This window comes from Sphingomonas sp. MMS24-J45 (assembly GCF_044881195.1).
Taxonomy (GTDB): domain Bacteria; phylum Pseudomonadota; class Alphaproteobacteria; order Sphingomonadales; family Sphingomonadaceae; genus Sphingomonas.
Genome location: NZ_CP173255.1, coordinates 119,451 through 135,209 on the forward strand (window position 1 = coordinate 119,451; position 15,759 = coordinate 135,209).

Below are 15,759 nucleotides of genomic sequence, written 5' to 3' on the forward strand. Positions count from 1 at the left end.
GATTGGCGCGTTTTGCACGAGGATTTTGACCTCGCGGCCCGTATCAGTCGGCACACGCTGATCGCGCGCGCCGCGCTGGCGGTGGCTGCGCTCGCCTTTGCCTGGGGGGTGGCGCGGCTCGCGCTGCATGCGGCGGACGCGCTCGCTGATCCGTTCGGTCGCGATTATGGCGAGGGCGTCGTGTGGCAGCAGATGCTGCGCATCATCGACGGCACAGGCTATGCGCCGCTGCGAGAATTCCCGGCCTTCGTGTTCAATTATCCGCCGGTCTATCATTTATTGACGGCCGCGACGGCATCGACATTTGGGCTGGATCAGCTCTTCGCGGGCCGCTTGGTGTCGCTGGTCTCCACAATCATTGCTGCGGTTTTAGCCGGGGTGATGACCGCCACCGCGATCGGGCGGGGTGAGAGCCGACGTGTTCGCGCGGCCGCCGGTGCGGTCACCGCGCTGAGCTTCGTCACGCTGCCGCTTTGGCTCACCTCGGCGCTGCTGATGCAGATCGACATGCTGGCACTCGCGTTCACGATGGCCGGACTGGTGCTAGTCGTGCGTGCGGTCGAGCGGCCAAACCTCGCAATCGCCGCGGGCGTGCTGTTCACGATCGCGCTCTACACCCGCCAGACCAGCCTCCCTGCCCCCACTGCCACGTTCCTGATCCTGCTGATCGCCCGCCCGCGCGCCGCGTGGCTGCTGCTCGGCAGTGCAATTCTGTCGTCGAGCGCCGCGCTCGGTCTGATCCAGGCTACGCAGGCGCCCGCGTTCCTGACCAACATCATTTTCTACAATCTCAACCGGATCGCCTGGGACCATGCGACCAAGGTGCTGCTGGTGCTGCTCGCCAATATCGTGCCGATCGCGCTCGGCGGGATCGGGTTTGCGGCAACGATGCGACGGCTCGATCCGCGCGACTGGCGGACCTGGCGCGATCGGATGGCGCGCGAAAGCGGGCTGGCGGCCAGCGCGGTCGTGCTGTTGATGGTCGTCATCAAGACGCTGATGCTGCCGATGATACTGAAATCCGGGGCGAACGACAATTATTTGATCGACTGGTTTGTAGGGTTGGCGATCCTGATCGGCATCGCGATCGTTCCCGTCATCCGCGCTGCGACCGCACAACCGTCCGTACCGAGCGGGGTGCTGCTGCTTCTTATCGGCTTAGGGTTGCCGATCCAGATGCTCGACCCGCCGCTCGTGCCTGTGCCCACCGCTGCCGAGAATCTTGCGGAAATGCAGGCGCTGGTAGCGCGCGTGCGGGCGAGTGATAAGCCGGTGGTGAGCGACGATATGGTGCTGCTCCGTCGCGCCGGGCAATCCGTGGTGTGGGAACCCGCGATGATCGCCGAACTGGGCAGCGCTGGCGTTTATGATCAAGCTCGGCTCGCGATGCACGTCCGGCGGGGCGCCTTCGGGTTCTTCGTGACTCACGGCGAGCGCGGCGATTTGATCTACGACCAGCGCTTCACCCCAATCATCGCCGACGCAATCGACGCCGCCTATCCGCGACGCGAACGGGTGGGGCCGCTGACACTGCACTTGCCGCGCTGAAATCGTACTTCGTCGGCCCGCGACACACGCTTAGCCGCGAATTGAATTCCTACTGCAGAAGGGGATGATTGCATTTGCTGCATGTGCGAAGGCATGTAATTAAATTGCGCGACCGGGCAATAATCTCCAGATGTGTCGGCGCCGGAACGATCCGGCACACGGAGACCCAATATGCGCATTATCGAAAAGCTGGCCAGCGGCCTGATCGCCGCGGCCGGTGTCGCGCTGTTGGTTGAGGTCACCTTGATCCTCTAACCCATCAGCCCAAACCGCCCCTACGCATGTCGGGGCGGCCAGGGCTGTGGTCGGGATTCTAAGCCGGGCGGCGAGCTATTCGCCTGCGCCGGGTCAGCCCCAGGCGCTTTTCATTTTTTTGAAGAAGCCCGTGCTTTGCGGGCACTCTTTGCCCGTCTCGGTCGCGCGGAATTCCTCCAGCAACTCACGCTGGCGGCCGGTAAGGTTGCTTGGTGTTTCGACTTCGATCCGAATCACTAGGTCACCGCGACCGCGACCTTGCAGCACGGGCATACCGGCACCGCGCTGCCGCAATTCGCGGCCGCTTTGCGTGCCTGCCGGGATCTTGATCGGGTGACGTACCCCGTCCGGCCCGGGAATATGGATTTCCCCGCCGAGTGACGCGGTCGTGAAGCTGATCGGCGTCCGCGCGTAAAGTGTCGTGCCCTCGCGCTCGAACAGCGGATGCCGCGCAACGTGCAGGAAAATATAGAGATCTCCCGCCGGTGCACCACGCAAACCGGCCTCGCCCTCGCCGGTCAAACGCACACGCGTACCCTCGTCAACCCCGGGCGGGATGTTGACGGTGCGCGTCTTGGTCTTCTCGACCCGACCCTCGCCGCGGCAATTGCCGCACGGATCGGCGATCGTCTGTCCCGCACCGTGGCACGACGGACATGTCCGCTCGACAACGAAGAAACCCTGTTGCGCCCGCACTTTACCGTGGCCGTGGCAGGTCGCGCAGGTCTTGGCCGAAGTGCCCTTGGTCGCACCGCTGCCGTTGCAGATGTCGCACGCGCTGGTAACGTCGATCGTGATCTCGGTCGCCTTGCCGTGAAACGCGTCTTCGAGCGTGATTTCCATGTCATAGCGCAAATCGGCACCACGCCGCGGACCCGACGCGCCACCGCGCTGCCCGCCCATGAATTCGCCAAAGATATTCTCGAAAATATCGGAGAACGCGCTGAAATCCTGCGGGCCGGCGCCACCACCCTGCTTGAACGCGGCATGGCCGTAGCGATCGTAGGCCGCCCGCTTCTGCGGATCCTTCAGGCAATCATAGGCTTCGCTGATCGACTTGAAGCGCGCTTCGGAATCCTTGCAGCCGGGGTTCTTGTCCGGGTGATAGCGCATCGCCAGACGGCGATAGGAGGATTTGAGCGTGCCCTCATCGGCATCGCGCTCGCATTCCAGCAGTTCGTAATAATCAACTTCGGTGCTCATGCTTGGCCCCCGCCCTGTCCGCCGCCCGTGCAATTCTGCACGGGCGGCGGGAGGTGCGCATCAGTTTTACGCTTTGGATTCATCGACTTCGGAGAATTCCGCGTCGACGACGTCTTCCTTGGGAGCTTCCGCCTCACCCGCCGGAGCGGCTTCGGCCTGAGCCTGCTTTTCATAGATCGCCTGACCGAGCTTCATCGCCACCTGCTGGAACTTCTCGCTCTCGGCCTTCATCGCTTCAGCATCGTCGCCCTCGAGAACGGTCTTGGCAGCGGCAATCGCTGCTTCGATTTCACCCTTCAGGCTTGCATCGATCTTGTCGGCGTTGTCGGCCAACTGACGCTCGGTGGTGTGGACCAGACCATCCAGCGTGTTGCGAGCTTCCGCCGCAGCACGCCGCTTCTTGTCCTCTTCGGCGAACTGCTCGGCGTCGCGCACCATCTGCTCGATGTCGCGCTCGGAGAGACCACCCGAAGCCTGGATGCGGATCTGCTGCTCCTTGCCGGTGCCCTTGTCCTTTGCCGACACGTTGACGAGGCCATTTGCGTCGATGTCGAACGTCACCTCGATCTGCGGCACGCCGCGCGGTGCCGGCGGGATGCCGACCAAGTCGAACTGGCCGAGCAGCTTGTTGTCCGCCGCCATTTCGCGCTCGCCCTGGAATACCCGGATGGTGACGGCCTGCTGGTTGTCGTCCGCGGTCGAATAGGTCTGCGACTTCTTGGTCGGGATCGTGGTGTTGCGATCGATCATGCGGGTGAACACGCCGCCCAGCGTCTCGATGCCGAGCGACAGTGGCGTGACGTCGAGCAGCAGCACGTCCTTGACGTCACCCTGCAGCACGCCCGCCTGGATCGCGGCACCCATCGCCACGACCTCATCGGGGTTCACGCCCGAATGCGGTTCTTTGCCGAAGAAGTCCTTCACCACCTGACGCACCTTGGGCATGCGAGTCATGCCGCCAACCAGGACGACTTCGCTGATGTCGGCTGCCTTGACGCCCGCATCGGCCAGGGCCTTGCGGCACGGCTCGAGCGTACGCTGGATCAGGTCGTCGACCAAGCGCTCGAGGTCCGAACGGGTGATCTGCTTGACCAGATGCTTCGGGCCGGTCGCGTCCGCCGTGATGAAGGGCAGGTTGACTTCGGTCGTCGCTGCCGACGACAGCTCGATCTTCGCCTTTTCGGCCGCTTCCTTCAGACGCTGCAGCGCCAGCTTGTCCTTGGTGAGATCGATCCCTTCGGCCTTCTTGAAATCTTCCGACAGGAAATTCAGCAGCTTGTTGTCGAAATCTTCGCCGCCGAGGAAGGTATCGCCATTGGTCGCCTTCACTTCGAACACGCCGTCACCGATCTCGAGAATCGAGATGTCGAACGTGCCGCCGCCAAGGTCATAGACCGCGATCGTCTTGTTGGTGTCCTTGTCGAGGCCATAAGCGAGTGCGGCTGCCGTCGGCTCGTTGATGATGCGCAGCACTTCGAGGCCCGCGATCTGACCGGCGTCCTTGGTCGCCTGGCGCTGCGCGTCGTTGAAGTACGCCGGAACGGTAATAACCGCCTGCGTGACGGTCTCGCCGAGATACGCCTCGGCGGTTTCCTTCATCTTCTGCAGCGTGAACGCGCTGATCTGCGACGGGCTGTAATCCTTGCCGCCGGCACCGACCCAAGCGTCGCCATTGTTGCCCTTAACGATCTTGTAGGGGACCAGTTCGGTGTCCTTCTTGGTGATCGGATCGTCATAGCGACGACCGATCAGACGCTTCACCGCGAAGATCGTGTTCTCGGGGTTGGTGACCGCCTGGCGCTTGGCCGGCTGGCCGACCAGCCGCTCGCCATCCTTGGCGAACGCGACGATCGACGGCGTGGTGCGTGCGCCTTCCGCATTTTCGATCACCTTGGGCTTGCCGCCTTCCATCACGGATACGCAGCTGTTGGTAGTGCCGAGATCGATTCCGATAACTTTTGCCATTTGGTCCTCTGAGGCCCCCGTCTGTCAAAAAAATTGCCATTCCGCCGCGCCCTTACGATAAGCGACGCGACACTCACCCGGCGGATATAGGTGGGCTTTCGCTTGTCGCAAGATTTCACCGCACGTACAGAAGCGCCCATTGTTCCCAACATGGGAGAAAGTCATTGTTCTGCCGGTTCGTCTGTGTCGCCCTTCTGCCGCTCGCCGCGTGCACCCAACCCCCACCCGCGCTGTCGGTCGACAAGGGCTACATCCGCCTGAACGCTGTGCCCAGCCGCCCGGCGGTCGCCTATTTCACGATCCACGGCGGCACCTCCGACGTGACGCTGCTGTCGGTTACCAGCCCGGTATCGGTCAAAGCCGAACTGCATGAATCCATGAACCACGCGGGCATGGCGATGATGAAGCCGATAGGCGATTTCCCGATTCGTGCCGGTTCTACCAACGTCTTTGCTCCTGGCGGCAAGCATTTGATGCTGTTCGATATGAATCCGGGGATCAAACCGGGTCGCGCGGTCAAGCTGACCTTCACCTTCTCGAACAATCAGCGGATCGATCTCGGCGTGCCAACGATCGCGGCGGGCGCGCCCGCGCCAACCGAGTGACGGCACGCCCGCTCACGGCGGGTGAGATCGCCCTCGCCCGCAGCGTGTTCGGCGATGCGATCGATTATGCGCCCGTTCGCATCGAGCAGCGCAAATGGGCGTTCTTCCAGCCGCGCGAAACGGTGATGGCGCCGACCGGGTGTATCCACTTCCACCCCAAGGGCACGCGCTACCGCGAGGATTTCGCGTGCGGCAATCTGGACGATCAGGGGCTGCTGATCCACGAACTAACCCATATCTGGCAAAGCCAGAGCGGGATCTATCTTCCGCTGCGCCGACACCCCTTCTGTCGCTACGATTATGCGGTCCGCACCGGCTGGCCGCTCAAGCGCTACGGGATCGAGCAGCAGGCCGAGATTGTGCGGCATACGTTCGTGCTACGCCACGGCGGTTTCATCCGCGGGGCGGCGGCACTTTCGACCTACGAGAGCATCCTGCCGTTCCACCCGGCCTAGGACTCGTCAGAAGGTCGCCCAATCGTCGCTGCCCGCACCGGCAGTTTGCAGGACCGGGGCGGCGCGGGCCGAAGCGTTCGGCGCGGCGCGTGAACCAATCGGAGCGTTCGACCGGCGCGGTTGACCGGCAACCTTGAAGCGAGCAGCTTGGTCGGACAGTGCGGCCACCTCAGACGTCAGATTGCGGGCGGCCGCGGACGTCTGTTCGACCATCGCCGCATTCTGTTGCGTCGCCTGATCCATCGCACTCACCGCCGAGCTAATCTCGGTGATCGCTGTCGACTGCGCTTGGTTATCGGTCGCAATACCCGCAAGCAGCGTGTGAACCTCGCCGACGTCGCTCGAAATATCCGCTAGCGCCCCATCGACCCGCAAGACGCGCTCCACCGCCGTCCCGATTTCGGCCTGGGTCGCGGTAAGCTGATCGCGGGCGCGCCCGGCCTCTTCCTCGGCGCGCATGGCGAGCGCGGAGACAAGATCGGCGACCACCGCAAAACCTCGCCCGGCATCCCCGGCGCGCCCGGCCTCGACCGCCGCGTTCATCGCCAGAACCCGCGTCTGGAAGGCGATCTTGTCGAGGCCCTCGATCACGCTGTCGATGCCCTTGGCGCTCTCGCTGACCCGCGTCATGGCCTGAACCGCCTCGTCGGTAATTTCGCGGCCCCCAGCGACGGTCGTCATGGCACCATCGGCGCGCTTCACGGTGCTGTCAGCGGCGACGGCGGTTGCCTGCAGCCGCTGATTCATCTGCGTGATGGCGGCGCTTGTTTCTTCCAAACTGGCCGCGTTGCCCTCCGTGCGGCGGGCCAGATCCTCGCTGGCGCGCGCAATTTCGTGCGATCCGGTCGAGATCATCGCCGCGCTCTCGGTGACCGAACTGATCAGCGCGCGGAGGCCGACGACGGCGTCGTTGAAATTGTCCTTAAGCGCTGTGAAGGGCGCGTGCAGTTCGGCGCGTACTTCGGCGGTCAGATCACCACTGGCAAGCGCATCGAGCCCGCTGCCGAGGCTGTCGACGATCAACTGCGCCTGCGCATGTTTGGCGTCTTCGGCCGTCTGCAACTGATTGCGGAAGTCTAGCATCGCGCGCGCCATGTCGCCAAGTTCATCCCCGCGCTCGACCCCGCCGACCTCCGCCGACAGATTACCCCTGCCGAGCTCGCGCATCGTGCCGGACAGGGTCTCGATCGGCCGCACGACGTGGCGGACCGCGAGCTTTATGAGACCCAATGTACTGGCGGCACCGAGGCCCATCGCCAGCACGAGTACGATCATAGCGACCACGCCGATGGTCCTGCCGCTTTCAGCCGAACGCTTCGCGTTGAGGGTGATCGCTTCCGACGCTTCCGCCATCGACACTTCGAGCGTGCGAAACTGGTCGAAGAATTGCGGCAGGCTTTTGCGCGCAGCCGCCGGGTCAACCTTCGCGCGCTCGATAATTGCCGTCGCCGCCGTGGCATAAAGCTCCATCGGAGCGTCCAATTTAGAGGTTGCCGCCTCGACGTCGGGTGCGCCCTTATATTCACGGTCCGCCTGAATGCCGGCCCGCAAATCCTTCAAATGTTCGTCAAAATCCTTGCTGATCTCATCGCGCTTCAGTCCGCTATCCGGGTCGGCGGCCTGCAACATGCCGAGGACATCGCTGCGCACCGCATCGTGCATCATGTCGGCAAGTTCGTGGTTGGAGAGCAACACCGCGGACGTTTCCTGCCGCGCAAGCGCCGAGGATTGCACCCACGTGGCGCCGATGCCGGTCAGACCGCACAGCAGGATCATGCCGAGCAAGACAGTAGCAGCGCGCTTGATCGATTGATCAAGCGGCATTCGCGTTAGCGCGTCTCCGTATCCAAAGGATGCCATCGTTCGGTCTTCCTGCATGCGCGGCTTAAGTTAACCTATAATAGGATGAGATTTGGGTTGGATGCGCTGCGATGACCTTTCCCTCCGTTCGGCTGACGCCACTGCTCTTCTTGACGGCCCTTTGCGCTTGTCCAGAAATGGCGCATTCTCAAGTAATTGAGCCATCCAGCGACTCGCCCGAGCGCCCGATCACCTTTACCGGTCGCTACGTCATCGATTTGATGGGCGTCGCGTCGGGCGGGGAACAGCGCGGGCGGCGCGTGCTTGGAAATCTGGAGCTGACGGCCGATGCCGACTTTGACCGCCTGATCGGCTGGCACGGCGCGCGGGCCCACCTTCACATGCTCGACAATCACGGCCGCGGCCTGAACGATCTGGCCGGCACGGTGCAGGGGGTCAACAATATCGAGGTGACCGACGGGCGGCTGAAGCTTTATGAGGCCTGGCTCGAACAAAGCTTAGCGCACGGTCGCGCCGCCCTCCTGCTCGGCCTGTCCGATCTGAACGCCGATTTCTATCAGAACGATGCGGCGGGATTGCTGATCGCGCCCGCGTTCGGAATCGGATTGGAACTGTCGGCCACCGGCCCCAATGGGCCGTCGATTTTTCCGTCGACCGCACTGACCGCGCGGTTGAATGTCGCGCTCGGCAAATCCGGGTACGTCCGCGTGGCGGCGGTCAACGCGCGCGCCGGGGTCCTGGGCGACGAGGCCGGAGTCGATGTTTCGATGCAGGACGGTGCGCTGCTGATCGCGGAGGCCGGCACCACGCACAATGGCAAACTGGCGGTCGGCGCATGGCGCTATACGCGGCGGCAGGATGATCTGCGGGCAGTAGACGCCAATGGTGATCCGGTGCGGCGCATTTCGATGGGGGCCTATGTCCTGGTCGAGCATCGCCTGCTGGGCGACGATACCCGCGGGATCGACATGTTCTTGCGCGCCGGCGTGTCGGACGGAAAGACCACCTCTTTCTCAGGCGGCGCGCAGATTGGCGTGCTTGGACGCGGGTTGATTCCGGGGCGCCCGGATGGGCAGTTCTCGTTGGGCATTGCGTATGGCGTGCTGTCGCGCGGCTTCCGCGATACACTCCGCGACACGGGCGAGGAGCCGGAAGCGGGTGAGACCGGGGTCGAGATTACCTATCAGGATAAGCTCGCGCCCTTCCTGTCGGTGCAGCCCGATCTGCAATATATCCGCCGTCCCTATGCCGGTGCGGGCAGGCGCGACACGCTCGTCGTCGGGTTACGCCTGATCGCAAGCTTCGACCGCCACTAAGACGCTGAGATCAGGCTGCCAGCTCGGCACGATCTTCGGCCAGGGGCAGCGTCAGCAGCGCGACTGCGCCCGTGCCCGGCCCATCGCTCTCAAGTTTCAGCCCGCCGCCCATCGCGTTCATCGAATTGGCACACCAATGCAGTCCGAGCCCGCCCGATTTGTGTGCGCGCGACGAATAGCCGCGCTGGAACAACGTCGGCGTCCGCTCCGCCGAGAAGCCTTCGCCGTCGTCGCGGATCGCGATCCTGGCTCCGCCCCCTACTCGATCGATCGTCACGGTGATGCTGCCGCTTGCGGTCCCCTTCGCGGCGATCGCATCGGCGGCGTTCGAAAACAGGTTCCCGATCACCTGGCTCAGGATGATCCGACTGGCGAGCACGTGGCATGGATGAGCCGGAAAGTTGAAGGCGATCGACACGTTGCCCGAATAGCGTGCGATCGTCGCATTCTTGGCAATGATCTCGGTCACGTCGCAGGGTTCAACCGGCGGGCGTTCGTGCGCGGCGCTTTGCTGCGCGCCGATGATTTCGAGGACATGGCTCATCGCCTCGCGTCCGATCTGAAGCTCCGCCCGGCGCGCCTCCCGGTCGCGGGCCTCCGCGTCGAGCGCGGCGGTGACGAAGGCGAGCAGCTTGGCCTGCCGCGCCGCGGGCAGATCGGTCTTGGCGAGTTCGCCCAACGCACGGTCCAGCACGGCGCGATCGATCGGCGGCCCTTGCGCGATCCCTTGCGACAGGATCGTGCTGATCGGATTGAGCGCGTTACGCACGTTGTGCATCACTGCGACCGCGCTTTCACTCTTGCCCAGCGCGAAGCTCTGCACCTCGAGTTTCTCGCGCAGATCCTTCAATTGCTGCAGCATCGCGTTGAAACTGTTGCCGAGCGACCCGATTTCGTCCTTGCGCACTTCATCCGGCAACAGGCTGAGCGAGCCGGAGGCGCGCACCACCTGCATATGGCTTTCCACCCGCGCCAGCGGCCGCAGCACCAGCGTCGTGATCATCCGCCGCAACATCGCGAGCACGAACAGCAGCAAGAGCGTCGAGCCCGCCACCGCCAGCCATAACATCCGCCGACCGAGCACTGACACGTCGCGCGGGACGCTGAACACCGCGCTCGCCACGGCATTGCCGTCGCTGCCACGGATCGGCACCGCGATCCGCATCGTCGTGCGCGCGGAAATAATCTGGTCCGTATCCGGCGCATTGGCGAGATCGATCGTCGCGGGCAGTTGCAAGATATCCGACAGCGCCGCCGAGGTGACGCGCCGTGCCATCAGCACATAGCCGCGCGGCTCGCCCGTCCCGTCGCTGCGCCGTACCTTGGCCACGCCGACGGCCGCCAATTCTCCGCCGAGCCGCAGATAATAGCTGCCTGAGCTCCGCTCGCCGAGGAACTTCCGAAAATCGCTTTTCACGAGCGCGGCGGAAAACGCCGCCCGCTGATCGGGCCGGTCGACGTTGCGCGCCGCATCGCGCCACCGCACGATCACGATCCGCCCGTCATTGCCGACATAGGCCATGCCATCGACGTTGAGATTGGCCATGGCAAGCGGCGAGAAACTCTCGCGTTCGAACTCCGGGTTGGGCCGCGCCATATAGTCGTAGCTGGAAGTCCAGTCGCCATAATCGCGCACTGCGCCTTCGACCTTGCGCGCGAAGTCGCCGAGCGCTGCCCGGGTCCGTTCGACATGCGCGTCGATCGATTTGGTTTCGAGCTGGTTGAAGCTCGGGATGATCAAGGCGGCAAGCAAGGCGGTCAGGGCGATCGAGCCGACCAGCCCGACCCCGGTCAGGATCAGGACGAGCTTTGCGCCAAGCGAGCTGGGATTGCGCCACCGCCCCACCCTGCTCCGCACGCCGTTCTGCACGGTCCGGAGCGGAGCCATCATCCGTGCGTCCCGTTACCCGGTTCCACGTCCGTGGCGTCGTCGTCCGACGCCAGGGGATTGGGGAGGAATCGCGCCTCGGCGATCTCGCGTGCAACGTCCTGCGAGATCGGGCGCGAGAGCAGATAGCCCTGCATATGGCTGCACCCGGCGACGCGCAGTGCCTGCAATTGCGCTTCGGTCTCGACGCCCTCCGCCACCACGCCCAGGCCGAGCGCGCGGCCGAGATGGATGATCGAATGCACGATCGCGGCGGATTCCCGCTCGCGACCCATGCCGTCGATGAAGCTGCGGTCGATCTTCAGGCAATCGAGTGCGAACTTGCGGATGTTGTAGAGCGATGAGTAGCCCGTCCCGAAATCGTCGAGCGCGATGCGGAAGCCCATCTGGCGCAGCTTGTAGAGCGTCTCCGCCGCACGATCGGCATCGTCGAAAATCGCAGTCTCGGTAATCTCGATCTGCACGCGCTGCGGTGCCACGCCAGCGCGCTGCACGCTTTCGACCAAACGCCCGACGAAATTGTGGCGGCGGAACTGGCGCGGCGAGAAGTTCACCGAGACATATTGAGTCGGCCATTCGGCGAGAACCTTCAGCGATTCGGACAGCACCCAATCGCCCAGTTCGTGGATTAGGTTCGATTCCTCGGCGATCGGGATGAACACCGCCGGGCTGATCGGCCCGTGATCCTCGGTGTTCCAGCGCAGCAGCGCCTCGAATCCGACGACTTCAAGCTCCTCGCGGGCGACGATCGGTTGATAGACAAGGCTCAGTTCGCCCTTGGCGATCGCGCGCGACAGGCCGCCTTCGATGGCGCGGCGCAGGCGGATATTTTCGTCCATGCCCTCGTCGAACACGCGGACGACCCCGCGCCCGTCACGCTTGGCATCGTTGAGCGCCAGATCGGCGCGGCGCATCAGGTCGGTAGGGTCGCGGCTTTCGCCGGGCTCGGTCACGATCAGGCCGATCGACGCCCCGCCCTGCACCGAATTGCCCAGCACCTTGAACGTGCCCGAACAGGCCTTCAGGATGCGCGCGCATTCCATCTCCGCGGCTTCGGTGCCCGGCGAATCGAACAGCAGCCCGAATTCGTCACCGCCTAGCCGCGCGACCAGCCCGCCCGCCGGAATATTCGCCTGCAGCACCCCGCAGATGAGGCGGATCAGCTCGTCCCCAGCCAGATGGCCAAGCGTGTCGTTGACCAGCTTGAAGCGATCGAGATCGACCATCGCCACCGCGAAATGCGCGTCGCTGCGCGCGCGATCGGTCAGCGCGCGGCGGAAGGCGAGCCGGTTTGGCGCTTCGGTCAGCGAATCATGGTTCGCCATGTGGATCGCGCGGCTTTCGTTCGCGGCGAGTTCATGGCCCTGTTCCTGCAACTGCACGACCTGCGCCGCGAGCAATTCGCGCGCCTCGGCCAGTTCGCGGTCGCCCTGCCAGCGATGCGCCAGCGCGGTCGCCATCTGCGCGACCTCGGCAACCTCGAACGGCTTGGCGATGTAGAAGATCTTGTCCGCCGGACCCGCCGCCTTCGAAATCTCGATCGGCGAGAAATCGGAGAAGCCGGTGACGATGACGAGGTTGATATTGGGATCGAGCGCGCGGATGCGCGCCGCGGTTTCCTTGCCGTCGATGCCTGGCGGCATGCGCACGTCGATGAACGCGACCGCAAAGGGATTACCGTCGCGCAGCGCGGCCTGGACCGCGGCGACGCCGTCCAGCCCCTGCATCGCATGAGTCAGTTGGAAATCGGGACCAGCCTCATCAGCCGCGCTATCGTCGTCCCCGAACAGTTCGGCCGCCATCGCGTCCAGCGCGCCCGCATCGGCGGAAACCGGCGCAAAACTGCGCCGATAGCTGTCGTGCATGGCCGGTTCGTCATCGACGATCAGAATTCGCATATCGGTACCGCCCGTAATATCATCGGGCGCTCCCGCCCGTTGCATCGGGGTAAGCGGATGCGGTTAAAGCCGCGTAAACGACGTAACTTAGCCGAGCGCGCGGACGCCGAGTTCGACCGCGCCGAGTGGCCCTGCCATATCGCCGAGCGCTGCGGGCACGACATAGTCTTCGATCGGCAGCAATCCCGGTGCGGCGACATAGCCGCTTAGGCTGTCCACCAGCTTCGTGCGGATCGCCGGGAACAGGTGCGGCGTGCCGACCATGACTCCGCCGCCCAGCACGATCCGGCGCGGGATGCCGGTGAGCACCAGCATGTGGCACAGCTGCGCGAGCGTATGCGCGACGCCGTCCCACGCGGCATGATCGGGCGGCAGATCCTGTGCCGGCATCCCGGAGCGCGCCCGGATCGCACTGCCCGAGGCAAGCCCCTCGACGCACGCGCCGTGGAACACGCATGACCCGGGCCAGTCGTCGCCAGCCGCGCGTGCCGGGCGGATATGGCCAAGTTCGGGGTGCGTCAGCCCGGCAACCGGACGATCGCCCAGCACCAGACCAACGCCGACGCCGGTGCCGACCGTGATATAGGCATGGTCCGACACATCGCGCGCGGCACCCCAGCGGCCCTCGCCGAGCGCAGCGCCATTCACATCGCTGTCGAACCCGAACGGTACACCAGCGACGCGGGATAGCCGCGCGGCGACATCGGTGTCCGACCAGCCGGGCTTGGTGGTTGCAGTGATGAAGCCGAAGTCGGACGCTCCGCGATCAAGCGACACCGGCCCGAAACTGGCGATGCCGAGCGCATCATAGCCAGACCAGCGCCGCAGCACCTGTTCGACCGCGCCGAGCGTCTCGTCGGACGTGGTCGTCGGAATGCTCACCCGATCGCACACGTCGTCCGGACCGCTGGCCAGGACGCAGATAACCTTCGTTCCGCCGAGCTCGACCCCGGCGATCAGCGGCTCCCTCACTCCACGGTAACCGACTTGGCGAGATTGCGCGGCTGGTCGACGTCGGTGCCCTTGATCACCGCGACATGGTACGCGAGCAACTGCACCGGGACAGCGTAGATCAGCGGCGCGATCAGCGGATGGACCTTCGGCATGGTGATCGTCGCCAGGCAATTTTCGCCCGCCGCCTGAACCCCGTCATAATCGGAGATCAGCACGACCTTTCCGCCGCGGGCCTGCACCTCCTGCATGTTGCTGACGGTCTTGTCGAACAACGGGCCCGACGGCGCGATGACGATGACCGGGACATTCTCGTCGATCAGCGCGATCGGGCCATGCTTCATCTCGCCCGCGGCATAGCCTTCGGCATGGATGTAGCTGATTTCCTTGAGCTTCAGCGCCCCTTCCAGCGCGAGCGGATAATCCGTACCGCGACCGAGATAGAGCACGTCGCGCGCGCCGGCCACCAGATGCGCCATCGCCTGGATCGTCTCGTCATAGGCAAGCGCGCCGTTGAGCGCGGCGGGCGCCTCGGCGAGGTGATGGACGATCGCCTTTTCTTCCTGCGCCGTCATCCGTCCCTTGGCCTTCGCAAGATTGGCGGCGAGCGCGGCGAGCACTGCAAGCTGGCAGGTGAACGCCTTGGTCGAGGCAACCCCGATTTCCGGCCCGGCGTGGGTCGGCAGCAGCAAGTCGGCCTCGCGCGCCATCGAACTGGTGGGGACGTTGACGACCGCGGCGATCGTCTGTCCCTCGGCCTTGGCATGACGCAGCGCGGCGAGCGTGTCGGCCGTCTCGCCCGACTGGCTGATCACGATCATCAGTCCGCCCGGCTCCATCACCGGCGCGCGGTACCGGAATTCGGATGCGACATCGAGATCGACCGGCACGCGCGCGAATTGCTCGAACCAGTATTTGGCGACCATGCCGGCATAGAAGCTGGTGCCGCAGGCAACGATCGTGACGCGCTTGATCGTGGACAGGTCGAATTCGGGAATGGGGAGCGTGATCTTCTCTTCCATCCGCTGGAGGTACGAGCGTAGCGTCTGCGCGACGACGATCGGCTGCTCGTAGATTTCCTTGAGCATGAAGTGGCGGTGATTGCCCTTGTCGATCAGCGCACCGGTCACGCCGGAGATCGTGATCGGGCGCTCGACCGCCATATTGTCTTTGTCGAAGATCTTCGCGCCTTCGCGGGTGATGACGACCCAGTCGCCTTCCTCGAGGTACGAAATGCGTTGCGTCAGCGGCGCGAGCGCGAGCGCGTCGGAGCCGAGATAGGTCTCGCCATCGCCATAACCGACCACCAGCGGCGATCCGAGCCGCGCGCCGATCAGCAGTTCGGGATGCTGGCGAAACAGGATCGCCAGCGCGAACGCGCCGTGCAGGCGCGGCAGAACCTCGGCCACGGCATCGGCCGGGCTCATCCCGCCCTCGACCTTTTCGCTGATGAGGTGTGCGACGACTTCGGTGTCGGTCTCGCTCGTGAAGGTACGCCCCCGCGCGATCAGTTCGTCACGCAAGGGTTTAAAATTCTCGATGATACCGTTGTGGACCAGCGCCACCTCCTCGGTGGCGTGCGGATGCGCATTGTTGGTGGTCGGCCCGCCATGCGTCGCCCAGCGCGTGTGCGCGATGCCGACCTCACCCGCGAGCGGCGACGTCGCGAGTTCGCGCGCCAGATTGATCAGCTTGCCCGAGGCGCGCCGCCGGTCGATCGCCCCGCCATCCACCGTCGCGATGCCCGCGGAATCATAGCCGCGATATTCCAGCCGCCGGAGACCGTCGAGCAGACGTTCCGCAACGGGTTCCTTGCCGATGATGCCAACGATACCGCACATATTCCGTAACTCC

At 64.5% G+C, this 15,759-nt stretch carries 11 protein-coding genes; 4 read left to right on the forward strand and 7 right to left on the reverse strand.

The genetic code is table 11. The features are described 5' to 3' along the window. Positions 1-12 precede the first annotated feature (12 nt). Positions 13-1,548 (forward strand): ArnT family glycosyltransferase, encoded by a 1,536-nt coding sequence (locus AB5I39_RS00610; protein WP_404369917.1) that lies wholly within the window; start codon positions 13-15, stop codon positions 1,546-1,548. 348 nt (positions 1,549-1,896) lie between these two features. Here AB5I39_RS00610 and dnaJ read toward each other — a convergent pair whose 3' ends face one another. Together dnaJ and dnaK are read right to left on the reverse strand one after the other, a co-directional pair. Beyond that, entirely contained in the window at positions 1,897-3,006 is a 1,110-nt protein-coding gene (gene dnaJ, locus AB5I39_RS00615; protein ID WP_404369918.1) for a molecular chaperone DnaJ, read from the reverse strand. Between the two features lie 66 nt (positions 3,007-3,072). Then, positions 3,073-4,971 (reverse strand): molecular chaperone DnaK, encoded by a 1,899-nt coding sequence (gene dnaK, locus AB5I39_RS00620; RefSeq protein ID WP_404369920.1) that lies wholly within the window; start codon positions 4,969-4,971, stop codon positions 3,073-3,075. A gap of 164 nt (positions 4,972-5,135) precedes the next feature. Here dnaK and AB5I39_RS00625 point away from each other — a divergent pair, with 164 nt between their 5' ends. Both AB5I39_RS00625 and AB5I39_RS00630 read left to right on the forward strand, forming a co-directional pair. Then, a complete protein-coding gene (locus tag AB5I39_RS00625) occupies positions 5,136-5,576 on the forward strand; it encodes a copper chaperone PCu(A)C (RefSeq protein ID WP_404369922.1) in 441 nt (146 codons plus the stop codon). Continuing rightward, positions 5,573-6,031, forward strand: a complete 459-nt coding sequence (locus tag AB5I39_RS00630; RefSeq protein WP_404369924.1) for a vgr related protein — start codon at positions 5,573-5,575, stop codon at positions 6,029-6,031. Before AB5I39_RS00625 ends, AB5I39_RS00630 begins: the two co-directional genes overlap by 4 nt. A gap of 6 nt (positions 6,032-6,037) precedes the next feature. On the opposite strand, the gene AB5I39_RS00635 is transcribed toward AB5I39_RS00630, so the two are convergent. Continuing rightward, positions 6,038-7,855, reverse strand: a complete 1,818-nt coding sequence (locus AB5I39_RS00635) for a methyl-accepting chemotaxis protein (RefSeq protein ID WP_404369925.1) — start codon at positions 7,853-7,855, stop codon at positions 6,038-6,040. A 173-nt stretch (positions 7,856-8,028) separates the two neighbouring features. Here AB5I39_RS00635 and AB5I39_RS00640 point away from each other — a divergent pair, with 173 nt between their 5' ends. Further along, positions 8,029-9,168, forward strand: coding sequence for a carbohydrate porin (locus AB5I39_RS00640; RefSeq protein WP_404369927.1), 1,140 nt, complete (start codon positions 8,029-8,031; stop codon positions 9,166-9,168). 10 nt (positions 9,169-9,178) lie between these two features. Here the strand turns inward: AB5I39_RS00640 and AB5I39_RS00645 are convergent, their stop codons facing one another. From AB5I39_RS00645 to glmS, 4 genes are all read right to left on the reverse strand, one after another. Further along, positions 9,179-11,059 carry a CHASE4 domain-containing protein gene (locus AB5I39_RS00645; protein ID WP_404369929.1) on the reverse strand — a complete coding sequence of 627 codons (1,881 nt, stop codon included), beginning with the start codon at positions 11,057-11,059 and terminating at the stop codon, positions 9,179-9,181. Then, positions 11,056-12,954: a putative bifunctional diguanylate cyclase/phosphodiesterase gene (locus AB5I39_RS00650; protein ID WP_404369931.1), complete on the reverse strand. Its 1,899-nt coding sequence runs from the start codon at positions 12,952-12,954 to the stop codon at positions 11,056-11,058. Before AB5I39_RS00650 ends, AB5I39_RS00645 begins: the two co-directional genes overlap by 4 nt. A gap of 87 nt (positions 12,955-13,041) precedes the next feature. Then, a complete protein-coding gene (locus tag AB5I39_RS00655) occupies positions 13,042-13,926 on the reverse strand; it encodes an ROK family protein (RefSeq protein WP_404369933.1) in 885 nt (294 codons plus the stop codon). Next, positions 13,923-15,746: a glutamine--fructose-6-phosphate transaminase (isomerizing) gene (glmS, locus tag AB5I39_RS00660; protein ID WP_404369934.1), complete on the reverse strand. Its 1,824-nt coding sequence runs from the start codon at positions 15,744-15,746 to the stop codon at positions 13,923-13,925. Before glmS ends, AB5I39_RS00655 begins: the two co-directional genes overlap by 4 nt. Positions 15,747-15,759: the final 13 nt, after the last annotated feature.

Excerpts from the sequence above, each read along its gene's own strand:
- dnaJ (WP_404369918.1), bottom strand. The coding sequence starts at position 3,006 with ATGAGCACCGAAGTTGATTATTACGAACTGCTGGAATGCGAGCGCGAT.
- dnaK (WP_404369920.1), bottom strand. The coding sequence starts at position 4,971 with ATGGCAAAAGTTATCGGAATCGATCTCGGCACTACCAACAGCTGCGTA.
- AB5I39_RS00635 (WP_404369925.1), bottom strand. The coding sequence starts at position 7,855 with ATGCCGCTTGATCAATCGATCAAGCGCGCTGCTACTGTCTTGCTCGGC.
- AB5I39_RS00640 (WP_404369927.1), top strand. The coding sequence starts at position 8,029 with ATGGCGCATTCTCAAGTAATTGAGCCATCCAGCGACTCGCCCGAGCGC.
- AB5I39_RS00645 (WP_404369929.1), bottom strand. The coding sequence starts at position 11,059 with ATGATGGCTCCGCTCCGGACCGTGCAGAACGGCGTGCGGAGCAGGGTG.
- AB5I39_RS00650 (WP_404369931.1), bottom strand. The coding sequence starts at position 12,954 with ATGCGAATTCTGATCGTCGATGACGAACCGGCCATGCACGACAGCTAT.
- glmS (WP_404369934.1), bottom strand. The coding sequence starts at position 15,746 with ATGTGCGGTATCGTTGGCATCATCGGCAAGGAACCCGTTGCGGAACGT.